The following is a 14,029-nucleotide window of genomic DNA, read 5'->3' on the forward strand; positions in this document are numbered from 1 at the left end:
GGAAGCAACTTACATAACCCTCGTATATTGAGGTACTCTGCATCATTTTAAAAAGTATCATTCCGATTACTGCAACAAAGATAGTGTAACCTGGATGCTCTGCTCTACAAACAAGCGGTCCGGTCCTGATTTCATCAGTACAGTCAGTCCAATCATGGATACTACCAGAGACTGTGCGACCGCATTCGCGTTCATGTCAGTAGACAACTCCCCGCTCTGTTGCCCTCGTTCTATCGTTTCCTTGAAAAGAACACCCAGATACATCTGATGCTCCCGTGTAAGGACAGCGAATTTGGGATCATGTGGAGCCAGTTCAACCATCGTATTAATGCAAAAACAGCCGTGACTAGGCTCGGTCACACTTCCCTCTGCTCCAATATGTTCAAACAATCCACGAAACGCTTCCCTCACGGATGAGCCCTGTTGAAGTCTGGCTCTGACTTGAGCCGCATGCTGAGTGGTATACCTGCGAAGTGCTGTTTCAAATAATTCCTTTTTATCGCCAAAAGCCGCATACAGACTGGGACGTTGTATGCCCATTGCGGTCGTCAAATCATTTAAAGATGACGCTTCGAACCCTTTGTTCCAAAACGTATGCATCGCTGCATCGAGTGCTTTATCCGTATCAAATTCCCGTTGTCTAACCATACAATTCACCTCTTTATGTATCGATCAGTATGTTTATATATTTTAACCTCATACCAATGGATAAGTCAAAGATCACTCAATAAAGATTATTAAAATTAAAAAAACTCTTCCATAAAGCGTTTTTAACTAAATTGAAAATCTCATCCAATTCTCTGTTGACAGAATTCACGTAAATAAAGTATGGTTATCCCGAAACATAACATACCGATCAGTACATAATAGAAAGGTGACAAATACGCATGCAAACTTCTTCTTCAGATGCACAATTATCCAATAAGGATCGTCCTGCCATGTCACGGTTAGTTGCTCTTCTCTTTGCCGTGTGCAGCGGACTTGCGGTCGCCAATATTTATTATGCTCAACCTCTGCTGGACTCCATTGCTCAAGAATTCAGTCTCTCTCCATCATCCATAGGGATTGTCATCACAGTGACTCAAATCTGTTATGCCTTGGGGCTGTTCCTTCTCGTTCCGCTTGGTGACCTCTTAAATCGCCGCAAGCTGATCATCATTCAAATGCTCTTATCTGTGCTTGCACTGGTTCTCGTAGGAACCGCACAATCCAGCTCACTTTTATTCACGGGCATGGCTGTCGTTGGTTTATTAGCCGTCATTACGCAAACGCTCGTTGCCTTTGCTGCACACTTGGCAACCCCGTCCGAACGTGGTCGCATTGTCGGGCAGGTAACCAGCGGAATCGTCATTGGCATTTTACTTGCACGAACGGTTGCAGGTACACTGAACGATTGGCTCGGGTGGAGATCGGTATATCTGTTCTCTGCCAGCCTTACATTACTCGGAATTGTCGCATTATTTTTTGTTCTCCCAAAGCAGCAATCACCACAAGTGAAACAAAGCTATATCCAATTACTCGGTTCCGTCTTGCAACTGTACCGTGAGTTGCGTGTGTTACGAGTACGAGGTGTGCTGGCCATGTTGATTTTTACAGCCTTCAGCATCTTGTGGACTTCTATGGTACTGCCACTAAGTAGCCCTCCACTGTCCTTGTCTCATACGGTCATAGGTGCATTCGGTCTGGCAGGAGCGGCTGGGGCACTGGCCGCTGCCCGTGCAGGTAAACTCGCCGATCAGGGCCTTGGGCAGAAAACAACCGGTGTCGCCCTTGTCATTCTGCTCTTGTCCTGGCTGCCCATCGGTTATGTCCATCATTCTCTCTGGTTCCTGATCCTGGGTGTTATCCTGCTCGATCTCGCCGTGCAGGCCGTACATGTTACCAACCAGAGCCTGATCTACGAAGTTCGCCCCGAAGCACAGAGCCGCCTGACGGCAGCTTATATGATCTTTTATTCCATCGGCAGTGCAATCGGCTCCATCGTTTCTACCCAAGTGTATGCATGGGCGGGCTGGACAGCCGTATGCTGGTTAGGTGCTGGCGTTAGTGCAGCAGCCCTTGTGTTCTGGATGATCGATCGTTATATGCATCGGAATCTCAATCGTTGAATTAGTCCAGTTTATTCCAGACCACAATAAAGAGGGTTGCTAACGGACCAAATAACAGGGAAATCAGAAACCAGTTCCGACCACTTCTGTTTTTTCCCTGGGCCAGTCCGGCATTAATCAAGGCAAGTGTGCCCCAACCTACAAAATATTCATTATCCATCAAACGTCTTCTCTCCTCTATCCCTTCAATTCTGGCTACTGTTCAAGTATCACTTTGAGCTTACGATTACGATCCTCTAGAAATGCCTGCATGTATCTCTTCAGCACAAGTCGCTCCGTTGCCCATCCCAGCAATCCTAGTGGAGCTTCGAATCGAAGTGTATCTCTCATGCAAGTCATCTGATCTCCGCATTCGCTAAAATGATGTTCATGTCGCATGCTCTTGAAAGCCCCTTTCTCCATCTGATCCACAAAGAGGAACGGTCGTTCAAACTGCACAATTCGGGACTTCAGCTTCTGTCTGACACCAAAGTGGGTAGCCTGAAATGTTACTGTATCCCCTGCTCCAATTCTTCCTGTGGTTACTCCTGCGACTGCTCGCTCTCGCGTATGTTTCCAGACGGTCTGAGTATGTACATCAATATCCCGGGCATAGTCAAAGCACCGTTCAATCGAGGCATGTATCGTAATCTCGGTTGTCACTTCAATCATGGCGATCGCTCCTTGGCAGGAAAAATAAGGTCTTTGCAAAGTATACGCTTGCTTCCTTGGTCGAACAACACATCTAGGATGATATAACAAAAAACGGGTCCCCTGTCTTAGTACAGGAGGCCCGTCCTCAATATAAGTAAGGAATACAGATCATATTCAGATTAAATAAGCAATTCATCAATGGCAAGCGTACGCTCTTTGGAGAGATCGCGATATTCTTCAGACTCCACTTTGATGAGTGGTTTGAAAATATCAGATGTATTGTTCATGACAATCACACCTTTTTCTCCATTGCTGAGCAGAACCTGTTTCCCGATGAAATTAGGAAGCAAATGCTGCATCAATGCCTGAACCGGTTTTTCATTCAGTTTACCAAATCCCATTCCATAGATATCTCTAAGGTTGTTGATCAGATTTGGATTGCTTCCTCCGTGATTCCCGGATCTCATGCCTATATAGATATCCGCTACAGATACAATTTGTGTATATGGATGAATTTCACTTTTCTCAAGTTGCATCGGATAACCCGACCCATCTTCCCGTTCGTGATGCTGCAGAGCAACCAGTGCTGTCGCTTCATCCGTCATCGAATTTTTGATAATTTCATGGCCATATATGGTGTGACGTTGCATTTCAAGCTGCTCATCAGCCGTCAACGGTTCTGTTTTGTTCCGAATCCGGTGGGATACTTTGCACTTTCCAATGTCATGCAGATAACCACCGCGACTAATCTGATAACTCTCCTTCTGAGAATATCCAAGCCAGTTCGCAAGGTAGAAGGACAACAATCCTACCTGGATTGAATGTGTATAGTTATTGACGTCATCCCGCTCCAGCATCATCAGGAGATGAACGACATCTTTCTGCTCATCCAGTCCCTCAACCATCGGTTGCAGTGCATCATCCACCATGGTGGCGTTGAACTTGCCAACGGTCAGAGCTTCGAGAAAAGCATTTTGATAATTATGTACAGTCTGAATAAATTGGGACTTCATCTCTTCTTCAGGCACTTCTTCCTTCGTGCTAGTACTTAACCCGGAAGCATGCTTTGCCGCTGCAGCAAAAAATTCTGCTTCAGTGATTTCCTCTTCGCGTGATTCAATATCTACATAATCTACACGGTGCTGCATAAGCAAGGAGATATCCTCACCTTTGATCACAGTTCCCTTCCCGAGAACGTGTAATCCTGCATCGCTGAATGTATCCGCAGTTAGACGGTCTCCGTCTTGCAGGTTCATAATATGGATTCTCAAATCGGTATTCCCCCTGAACAATTCATTATAGTAACAGCACCCAACGGAACGGGGCCACAAAAATACCTATACTTCTTTATATCGTTATAATTCTTCATTTCATACATAGTTCAAACGACCTTAATCACAATGGTAAATACGAACGTATAAGACTTTATCCTCACTCCAATATCCAAATTAGTCCCGGTTTTAAACTTTTACACACTTTTGTGCCTCATTACCGTATCAGAATAAGCAAAAGAAGTTCAAACTCTTTCGTTTGAACTTCTTCAGGACATCTCAAATTAGATTTTGATCGAACCCAGACTAGCCCCTTTAACAAATAAACGTTCAATGCTCTTCTCTACCGAAGCATCGGGAATCAGCGGCGGTGCCTGGTGAGGTTTGGTACGTGCATCAATAATGACCTGATCACAACCCCAATGCTTGTGGTCATATCCGCTATTAACCCCGTACATGTCATGTGAAGGGTTGCTTCGAGTAAACGTTGCCCATAAGAAGTTGCTGAGGTTAGCACTCAGGAACGAACTGTCGTCACATAGAATGATCATCGGACACGAGTCCAGATCGCCTTGTTCTTTCAATAGAGAAGTGAATGCTTGCATCTCCTGTGCTGTATCCGCATAACTCGTGAAGGCCGATGTCTGGATCGAAACGATACCCGGCATGATGAGCCGCGGATTCTCATAACCACGAATGTTTTTCAAAGACTCCGGCACTTCCGTGCACAGATCCCGAATCTTGTCGCCATAGGCTGCAAAAACAACTTTGCTACCGCTGTTTAGCCCTGTACCCGAGTAATCCAATGTATCAATGGTCGTATGGGTATGGAAATGAATATCCCGCTGCATATCCATGCGCTCCAAGATATAGGTCAGGAATTCAACTTCCTTATGCGTGTCCAGAGGCTGCTGATCCTCAGCGGTAATAAACAGGTACTTCGCCAGACTGAGCTGACCCGTACCCAAAATACGATTGGCAATCGTAAGCAACTCTGTCGGCTGCTTCACCGCCTGATACGGCGTGTAACGTTCACTGCCAATTGCAAATAGCAATGGATGGACCCCTGCCGCATCGACCGCATGCACTTCTTTGACACCTGGAATCTCCTGTTTGATCGCGTCTCCAGTAATCTCATGAATCAAATCCCCAAAAGCCGTATCCTCTTGCGGTGGACGACCAACAACCGTAAACGGCCAGATAGCATTAGGTTTGGCATATACTTTATGCACACGCATTAGCGGGAATTCATGCGTCAGACTGTAGTAGCCCAGATGATCCCCGAACGGACCTTCGGGCTTTGTCTCGCCTGGGTAGATATCACCCGTGATGACAAAATCGGCATCATTGCTAATGCAATACCCGTCCTTGTAACTGTACCGGAAACGACGTCCGGCGAGCAAGCCGGCAAATGTCATCTCACTGAGTCCTTCAGGCAAAGGCATAACCGCCGAGAGTGTATGTGCTGGTGGACCACCAATGAAAATACTAACTTTTAGTGGTTCTCCCTTTTTCACCGCTTTGGCTTGATGTATACCAATTCCGCGATGAATCTGATAGTGCAATCCAATTTCTTTGTTCATTTCAAAATCATTGCCATTTAGTTGAACCCGGTACATCCCCAGATTGGAATTCATGATGCCTGGCTTATCTGGATCTTCGGAATACACCTGTGGCAACGTTACGAATGCCCCACCGTCCATAGGCCAGTGTTTGATGAGCGGCAGGTCCGAGATTTGAATCTCTTGTGCCGACACGGGTAGGCTGATAGACTTCTGCTTTGGCAGTGCCTGCCATGCAGCAAGACCTGTGCGGACATGCTGAAATGGCGTCTTAAGCGCCTTCATGGGATCGTCACGAACAGCCATGACCCGTTGTACGCCTTCGAGTGTACCGCGGAACATGAATTTGCTTCGTTCCACCGTGCCGAACAGATTCGATACAGCCTGGAACTTTGAGCCTTTTACATTTTCGAATAATAACGCAGGGCCTTTAGCCTCGTGCACTTTCATGTGGATCGCTGCCATCTCCAGATGAGGATCAACCTCTTCTTTGACCCGAATCAAATGACCGTGCTGCTCCAGATCGTTAATACAATCTTCCATATTGCGATATTTCATTGGATGGCTCCATTCTGTGTATAATAAATTGATTAAGTTCATAGATTAACGTCTCTTCTATTTTATCAAATGATCCTCTGCTAAACAAAACTATATGTGAAATTTTGTCGCGAATACAGATATCAAAAAAAGCAATATGAATCAATCTGAATCCTGAACGCACAGGGACCGATTGTTTCCATATTGCTTCTCTCTATTTTGACTTGCCTTAAGATGTAATTACCGATCTGGGAATCGTGACAATAAACTGCGTACCTTTTCCGACTTCGCTCTCTACATCAATTGTACATTGATGCAATTTCAAAATTTTAATCACAATGGACAACCCCAATCCATTGCCTCGAAGCGAGCTGCTTCGGGCTTTGTCCACCATATAGAATCGATCAAAGATATACGGAAGAGCTTCCTCAGGAATGCCTTGTCCAGAATCTCTAATCAATACCTTCACAAATGAAGATGACGTCTCAATTTCGACATGAATGGTACCCTTAGGACCGGTGTATTTGATCGCATTGTTTATTAAATTCTGCCAGACCTGATCAAACAAATCTTTGTCCACTGTGATTTCGCAGGGCAACAAGTCCAACTCGATCTGGATATCCTTCTGCGCCCACTGCGGCTCCGCCAGTAAGATCGCCCTTCTTAATTGTTCATCCAACTGGAACGTGGTGAAATGAACCGGATGATGCTCTGAATCCAGCGAGGCTAACCGAAGCAGATTATCACTGAGCCTCGATAAGCGCAGCGTTTCCTCATAGATAATATCCAAATGCTCTTTCTGCTCTTCCAGAGGAATAACACCATCTTGTAGTGCTCTGGTAAATCCCCTGATCGAAGTGAGCGGAGACTGCATTTCATGAGAGACGTTGCTGACAAAGTCATCACGAACCGAATCGATTTTTTGCAACTCACTCGCCATATGATTAAAGCTCTCCATTAGTTCGCCAAACTCATCCTTGTTATTATGTTTCAAGCGGACCGATAGATCTCCTGATGACATCTCTTTCGCTGCCATCGTTAATCTCTTAATCGGTTTCACAATGTATCCGGACATGAACAGGATTAATAAGCTACCAATCACCAGAACCGTTAACAGTGAGGTTAAGAGCGTGTTTCGCAGTGTATGAAAAAGAGAGGAAAAATCACTTTGAATCAGAAATGTGCCAATTCCCTCGTTTGTTCCGGGAACACCTATGGTTGCAATTCCATCTTTACTGGACAAAAAAATGGCATCTATTGTACCCGTTTCAAATAACGAATGAACTTTGTCCTCTGGCATGGAAGATAACACTTCACTTTGTTCATTCACGGGAGTGATATTCAAGCCGTAGCGAGCAAAGATATCGAAGCTTGATTTCACTTTTTCAGGATCATCAATCAGGTTAATCAGTGTAGCGAGATCTTCAGCAAAAGTAACCATAAACCGATTAGGTGTCTTCTCCTGGGACCCGTTATTTAACATAAAGGAGAGAATCAAACTCACCAAAACAATCCCGATAAACGTAGCTACGATGCGAAGTCGCAAGCTTTTCCTAAACATGTTCATGCCCGCTCCAGACGATATCCAAGTCCTCTTATCGTTGAGATCACTAGCTCAGGTACAGGTTCAAGCCGTTCCCTTAACCGTTTGATATGTACGTCAACCGTACGCTCATCTCCTTCGTAATCGATGCCCCATATGTCATCTATAAGCTGTGTACGTGTGAATATTTTCCCTGGCGAACTCGCCAGAGAAAATAACAATTCACATTCCTTCTTTTTCAATTCGATAGTTTGTCCATCCGCAATGACCATCAGATTGCCCAAATCAATCGTCACACCGCTGATCTGAATCATGTTTGATGAATTTTTGTTATATCGTTTCAGTAACGATTTTACACGCAGGATTAACTCCACAGGATCAAACGGTTTAACCAGGTAATCGTCTGACCCGGCATTAAATCCTCTGACTTTGTCCTTGGATTCTCCCTTGGCCGTCACCATCAAGATTGGAATATCCAGATAGGACCGAATATCTTCCGTCAGTTCAATGCCGTCTATTCGCGGCATCATCACATCCACAATCGCCAGATCAACTTTCGTATGAGAGAGGATATCTAACGCCTCTTGACCGTCTGGTGCTTCCAGCACGGAGAATTGATTCTTTTCAAGATAAATTCGGATTAATTTGCGGATATGGGAATCATCGTCCACCACCAGAATTGTGTTCATGCAGCCATTATCCTTTCCAAAATTGATATTTATTCGTATCGTAAGGATTCCATCGGGTCCAGCTTCGCCGCTTTTGATGATGGCATCAAACCGGCAACAACACTAATCGCTGTACTTACCACGATACCAAACAAGATATAATATCCTGAGAGATTAATGAGTTTGGCTCCAAACGCATTGTCCAATAGAATATTTAATACATAACTAATGATCACTGCAAAAATTACCGCAATAATACCACTAAATACGCCTAATAAGGCAGATTCGGAGAAGAATATGCGCTTGATATCTTTCTTTCGTGCTCCAATGGCCCGAAGAATGCCGATCTCTTTCGTCCGTTCCACGACACTAATATAGAGGACAACCAATATCATAATACCAGATACGATCAACGAAATGCCTGCAATACCCGCGAGTACAATGGAAGCCATACTTACATATGTGGTGATATTCTCCATAACTTTGGCCATCTGGGAGCCTGCGAAGCCCGCATCAACAGCAGCTTCATTGATTTCATTTACATATTTCATATCGGTTGCATAGGCGTTAAGCTGAATCGGCCCGATTGTTATTCCCTTGTCCGTATACAATTGCTCCAACGTCTCTGATGAAATGTATCCCGGGGATTGCTGCATTGGAGATCGTGGATCTGCCGCTTCGTAGATCCCTGAGATGGTTACTTCTTTCTCCAACGTTAACGGTTTATTATTGCCATCCATCTCGTTGATATATAGAAACACAGACTTGCCGATCATGGTTTCAGCTTGATCATTTCCGCTTAATTGTTTCGCCGTATCGAGGGGTAACAACATCTCATTTTCTACCGGCAGAACACCCGTTGTTATCAATGCTGGATCAAAAGCATCCGTTAACGTTGTTAATTGCGTGAGTCCCACACTTTGTTTTTCATTCACTATAGTCGATTGGCCTGTAATGGTCGTAATTGTCTCTACGTGATCTACATTAGGGAAATTTCGGATCGTCTCGATATCAGCTTCGGTGAACGGTTCACCTGGTGCCATCAAAGCCTCGGGGCCTTGCATGTCCTTGGCTTCTTCACTCGGCTTTGTTATATCCACGAGCAAAGGGTCCATACTTGAATTGATCTCGTCATTCATATACGTCGTTATACCATTCCCCAAGGAGAGCATCAGGAGTACACTTAATATACCGATAGATCCACCCAATGCTACCAGTACATTACGCTTGCCGTTGAGTTTCATATTTTTGAGTGCCATCTTGAATGAAGCAAGCAAGCTCAGGCTCCGGGAAGAATCCTGACCACTCTCGTAAACAGCCTTAGAAGGATCTTTCAGGTAAATATCGTCACTAATGCGCCCCTCTTCAACCTTCACAATACGTGTACCGGAGTCAGCGACTTTCTGCGAGTGAGTTACGGCAATCACCAGCATTCCCTTTTTGGCTATACTGTCCAGCAAAGCGAGGATTTGATCTCCGTTTTCCCTATCCAGAGCACCCGTCGGTTCATCAGCCAAAATAATATCGGGATTGTTGGACAAAGCCCGTGCGATGGAAACCCGTTGCTTCTGCCCCCCGGATAACTGGTTGGGACGTTTGTTCAGATGATCCTTCAGTCCGACCTCTGTCAAAATATCAACAGCACGTTGGTTCCGCTCCTTCTCATTGGTATCCGTCATTTGCATCGCAATCGTCACATTTTCGAGGACAGACAGATGCGGGATCAGATTGAAATTTTGAAAGACAAAACCGATATTATTCTTCCGATAATCATCCATTTCCTTCTCTGTCATGGCACTTAAGTTCTTGCCACGAACAACGACGTCCCCTTCATAGTCGGAGTCCATGCCACCAATGATATTCATCAGTGTCGACTTACCGCAGCCAGATTCGCCAAGGATGGAGACAAATTCCCCTGTCTCAAAACTCAGGTTCAAACCGTGGAGTACGGGAACTTTTTCTTTTCCATATAAGGTGTATGATTTTTTCACATTTTTAACTTCCAGTATTTTCATATGGATCTCTTCCTCTCCTGATCATGCACAATATCTATCTATTTGATGTTTCATATCGTAACAAATCATTGTGAACTGATAATGAACTGGACCACTGCACCTATAAGAGATTCGAGAAAAACGATATGCAAAAAAACACCTACAGCTTGCTTGAAATAAATCATTTCAAGTAAGTGTAGGTGCAAAACAACCCGAATCCTTAGATATAAGGACTCGGGTTGTCTTATTTCGATACTGCATTTGATAATATAAGTTAAACTAATCATTTACACATAACGGAGAGGACAGAAAAAACCTGAAAAAGCGAAGCGTTCGCCTTTATCCCCGGATTTTCCCCTTTGGAAAAGGGAATCAAAAAATCTGGGGATAACAGCGATTGGAAGGTTATTCTGTCATCGTAGTGTCAGTGTAAATAATCTTTAGTTCAACTTATAAAGTTTAGATTAATCCGGCTTTTGCCAGCAGCCTTTTCACAATTGCCGCAGATTGTGCACGACTAATGTCTGCATCTGTCATCAGCTTGCCATCAGCACCTTGTACCACCTCTTGTTTAATCGCCGATGCAACCGGCTCTGCTGCCCATGCTTGTACTTTAGCGCTATCGCTGTATGTGCTCAGCAGACTTGTTGTCTCTGACGCGTCGGCCTGTGCCAGACCGACCAGTTTCATCGCACGTGACACAATGGTCAGCGCTTCAGCACGAGAAATTTCGCTGTTCGGACGGAAGCTGTCATCAGCATAACCTGAGATCAGACCGTAGGACACAGCCGTCTGGACCTCATCCTCATACCAGCTGCCCGTCTTCACATCCGTGAACGATGCCGCTTCTGTACTGCGCGGGGAGTGCAGCCCCAAACCTCTTAACAGAACAGCCGTAAACTCTGCTCGTGTAATACTCCGGTCTGGCGCAAACACGTTCTCACCGGTACCTTGTACGATCAGACGGGATGCCAGATCCTGTACGTCATCACGACTCCAGTGACTTGTTACATCGCTGAATGTTGCCGGATGATAGATCAGGGCGTAAGTACTGTTCGTCAAGCTGTTAATAATAGCAGAATCTTGCCCGTTACCTTGGATAACCTTGGTCGGTACATGCAGAAGGCTGCCATCTGGCTGAAGCACAACTCCTGTCGTGATCTTTGAACCATCGACACCTTCCGGCAATGTAATAGTGCGCTCTACATAGGAGTTAAAACGATCCACATTAACTTGCTGCCCATTCCAGATCGCTTTTACTTCAAAATCAACTGGAGTTGCAACCACAGTAGTGTTCTGCAGCTTGTCCGCTGCGGCCTGAATGGCTGTTTGTTTAGATGTGGCACTAGGCACAATAGCGATTTGGATTGTGATATCTTCCAATGGAACAGTGCTTCCGAATTGGTTCAGAATCTGATCTACCTGAATCTGATTAGCTGGAAGTGTGTACGTACCGCTATCAGTCTGAATGACAACTTCGGCATTACTGCCTTCCATCGTTTTGACCAGCTTGCCGTTCAGTTCACCAACGACCGCGCCCTTACCTGTACCTGTAATCGGCAGCAGCAGCGTTCTTAGTCCACTTCCAATCTGATTGATGACTTTGGCATTATCCACGTGAATCGTGGTGGTAACCTGATTGTTTACCGTTGATGTGGTAGCCGTCGCAGATTGTTCTTGTTTCTGTCCGTTCACATAGATGTCTACACCTTTGGTTACCGCCGGAGTCGATGGAACAGGGGTAACCACGGGTGAAGTTGGTGATACACTACCTCCTCCACCCGAAGAGTTACCAGGATTCGGTGTAGGTGTCGAACCAGAATTGTCGCCACCTGAGTTTGCTGCTGTAATTGTGATTGTTCCACCGGACAATTCAGTGTAGCTCTGATGTTCTACATTGGTAAAATGCCAATGTTCTGAATCAGTTTGATCTACGGATAGCTGTTTCGTTCCAGGCGTCGCATTGCTTTTGGCTTTGATTTCCATATCAAATAATTGGGTTTCATCTACAATTGAATGGTCACCCCCAGTAAAATCAACCCAGATGATCCGTACCCAGCCTTCCGCATCATTAATTTTGTACTGGAAGTCTGCTACACCCTCTTCATTTGGGGATGTGCTCATGACGTTGACAGATTTAGGTGTGATCCGAACGATTTCCAGTGCAGACGTATCATAATCAATCTGCATATTATAAGCTTTCACCCCGAAATGGGATTTTTTCAAAGCAACAGGAACATGAACAGTCTGCCCTGCCTGTACACTAACATTTGCAAATTGTACTTGTGATGGTTCTTCTGGTTCTGCTCCAGCTACATTAGGCAATATGAGTGAAGAGAGTAATGTCAGTGCGATCAGACCCGACATTGTTTTTCTGATTCTAGGACGTTTCTTTTTCGGTTGAAACATGTAATAGCCTCCATGTCTGTATCAATTGATAGAATGTATGATAACAATAGAATTTTTTTTGTTATCCGTTATCTGAATTAAAAAATGAATTAATCCGGGAGTTGTATTTTTTCTTTTCCAACAATGTATACTCGTCTAGGCTGCGTATTTGCATCCGAAGTGGAATGAGTAGTCACTTCGAGCACAAGATAATAACCTTCGTCCTCATCTTTAACGGTATACTGTTCTGCTATTTCTCCTTCTAGCAGCACTCTATCTTCTCCTGAAGGGTCTGTTGCGCGGTACCACTGATAAGAAGGAGTATTAAGGTAATCATCATAATCAATATCCATTAAATAGTAATCTGTCGAAAATACATTCTGCATGTACTCCTTCAATTCACCATTCAGCACATACGGCGCATCGTCCACTTGTTGGAAGGTCAACACATAGTCATTGTTTTTTCCGCCTAGTGTTTTACCTTTATATCCTTGTAATAAAGCATTCATGTCGCCTAACGCAGGTTCCGCATTACGATCCACGTCCATTCGGTTCATCTCTACATAGCTAAATCCGCGGCGAGTTACCATGTTTCGCAGATAATCGAACAGGTCTGCTGCATCCAGAGAATTCACTTTACCGTCTGCATTTACATCCCCTTTTTTACTAATGTAAAGTTCAATGTTATCCGTAACAGTCTCTGGTTCACCAGAGATCATATAATTCGCTTTCAATTCGATGTTGATTTTGCCGCTTTGGCGAGGAATAATCACCAATGTACTTGTAGGCGTTGGCATATTTTCATCTTGTCTCGTTTCTACATACACCTCAGCTATACTGCTATCATCTGAACTGGCTGTGAGCGTATTAAACTCATCAGATCGTAAATGGGTACTCAAATCGATTCTAACTATATTGTTCGTTACCTCGATGGGTACACCGGACACAAAAGAAGGATCGTTTTGTTCCGATGAATAACTTAACCAGTTAATTCCATCGTTAAGAACAGGTCGTGAAATGGTTATTTCCGGACCAATGGCTCCTGCGTTAGCCTGTGGGAGCGTTCCACCTATAGGCAATGCAATGCCCAATCCGAGCGCAGTCAACATGCTTTTTTTCAATATCGGCTTAAGCCGTTTTTTGTTTTGTTTCCCCTTCAATTCATGTTCCTCCTCGTATACATTTCAAATTTGAACAACTACATGCTCAGTATAACGACCCATTCTGAACCAATTCTGAACAGGACCATGGACCTATTCCCAGTTATAATTCGACAAAAAACGCTATGGAGTAAGCCTCCATAGCGTTTTGAGTACAAATATTTT

General features: G+C 44.5%; 11 protein-coding genes. 1 reads left to right on the top strand and 10 read right to left on the bottom strand.

Translation table 11 applies throughout. From position 1 onward, the window contains the following. Positions 1-66: 66 nt before the first annotated feature. Complete coding sequence (locus tag MHI14_RS17950) at positions 67-648, bottom strand: TetR/AcrR family transcriptional regulator (protein ID WP_341130930.1); 582 nt, start codon at positions 646-648, stop codon at positions 67-69. A gap of 239 nt (positions 649-887) precedes the next feature. On the opposite strand from MHI14_RS17950, the gene MHI14_RS17955 reads away from it, so the two are divergent. Further along, on the top strand, positions 888-2,108 hold the full coding sequence (locus MHI14_RS17955) for an MFS transporter (protein WP_341130931.1): 1,221 nt from the start codon (positions 888-890) through the stop codon (positions 2,106-2,108). Between the two features lies 1 nt (position 2,109). Here MHI14_RS17955 and MHI14_RS17960 read toward each other — a convergent pair whose 3' ends face one another. The 9 genes from MHI14_RS17960 to MHI14_RS18000 all read right to left on the bottom strand — a co-directional run bounded on the left by MHI14_RS17960 (position 2,110) and on the right by MHI14_RS18000 (position 13,864). Beyond that, positions 2,110-2,271 (bottom strand): hypothetical protein, encoded by a 162-nt coding sequence (locus MHI14_RS17960; protein ID WP_155985038.1) that lies wholly within the window; start codon positions 2,269-2,271, stop codon positions 2,110-2,112. Positions 2,272-2,303: 32 nt separating this feature from the next. Beyond that, a complete protein-coding gene (locus MHI14_RS17965) occupies positions 2,304-2,759 on the bottom strand; it encodes an SRPBCC family protein (RefSeq protein ID WP_341130932.1) in 456 nt (151 codons plus the stop codon). A 161-nt stretch (positions 2,760-2,920) separates the two neighbouring features. Then, positions 2,921-4,012, bottom strand: coding sequence for an HD-GYP domain-containing protein (locus MHI14_RS17970; RefSeq protein WP_091031264.1), 1,092 nt, complete (start codon positions 4,010-4,012; stop codon positions 2,921-2,923). A gap of 284 nt (positions 4,013-4,296) precedes the next feature. Further along, on the bottom strand, positions 4,297-6,132 hold the full coding sequence (locus tag MHI14_RS17975) for a UbiD family decarboxylase (protein ID WP_341130933.1): 1,836 nt from the start codon (positions 6,130-6,132) through the stop codon (positions 4,297-4,299). A 208-nt stretch (positions 6,133-6,340) separates the two neighbouring features. Next, on the bottom strand, positions 6,341-7,672 hold the full coding sequence (locus MHI14_RS17980) for a HAMP domain-containing sensor histidine kinase (protein WP_341130934.1): 1,332 nt from the start codon (positions 7,670-7,672) through the stop codon (positions 6,341-6,343). A 2-nt stretch (positions 7,673-7,674) separates the two neighbouring features. After that, on the bottom strand, positions 7,675-8,343 hold the full coding sequence (locus tag MHI14_RS17985; protein ID WP_289392257.1) for a response regulator transcription factor: 669 nt from the start codon (positions 8,341-8,343) through the stop codon (positions 7,675-7,677). Positions 8,344-8,372: 29 nt separating this feature from the next. Further along, positions 8,373-10,337: an ABC transporter ATP-binding protein/permease gene (locus MHI14_RS17990; RefSeq protein WP_341130935.1), complete on the bottom strand. Its 1,965-nt coding sequence runs from the start codon at positions 10,335-10,337 to the stop codon at positions 8,373-8,375. Between the two features lie 438 nt (positions 10,338-10,775). Next, entirely contained in the window at positions 10,776-12,725 is a 1,950-nt protein-coding gene (locus MHI14_RS17995; protein WP_341130936.1) for an S-layer homology domain-containing protein, read from the bottom strand. An 89-nt stretch (positions 12,726-12,814) separates the two neighbouring features. Then, positions 12,815-13,864 (bottom strand): hypothetical protein, encoded by a 1,050-nt coding sequence (locus MHI14_RS18000; RefSeq protein ID WP_341130937.1) that lies wholly within the window; start codon positions 13,862-13,864, stop codon positions 12,815-12,817. Positions 13,865-14,029: the final 165 nt, after the last annotated feature.

This window comes from Paenibacillus sp. FSL K6-2393, from assembly GCF_038002545.1.
GTDB lineage: Bacteria > Bacillota > Bacilli > Paenibacillales > Paenibacillaceae > Paenibacillus.

Excerpts from the sequence above, each read along its gene's own strand:
- MHI14_RS17990 (WP_341130935.1), bottom strand. The coding sequence starts at position 10,337 with ATGAAAATACTGGAAGTTAAAAATGTGAAAAAATCATACACCTTATAT.
- MHI14_RS17985 (WP_289392257.1), bottom strand. The coding sequence starts at position 8,343 with ATGAACACAATTCTGGTGGTGGACGATGATTCCCATATCCGCAAATTA.
- MHI14_RS17975 (WP_341130933.1), bottom strand. The coding sequence starts at position 6,132 with ATGAAATATCGCAATATGGAAGATTGTATTAACGATCTGGAGCAGCAC.
- MHI14_RS17995 (WP_341130936.1), bottom strand. The coding sequence starts at position 12,725 with ATGTTTCAACCGAAAAAGAAACGTCCTAGAATCAGAAAAACAATGTCG.
- MHI14_RS17950 (WP_341130930.1), bottom strand. The coding sequence starts at position 648 with ATGGTTAGACAACGGGAATTTGATACGGATAAAGCACTCGATGCAGCG.
- MHI14_RS17980 (WP_341130934.1), bottom strand. The coding sequence starts at position 7,672 with ATGTTTAGGAAAAGCTTGCGACTTCGCATCGTAGCTACGTTTATCGGG.
- MHI14_RS17965 (WP_341130932.1), bottom strand. The coding sequence starts at position 2,759 with ATGATTGAAGTGACAACCGAGATTACGATACATGCCTCGATTGAACGG.
- MHI14_RS17955 (WP_341130931.1), top strand. The coding sequence starts at position 888 with ATGCAAACTTCTTCTTCAGATGCACAATTATCCAATAAGGATCGTCCT.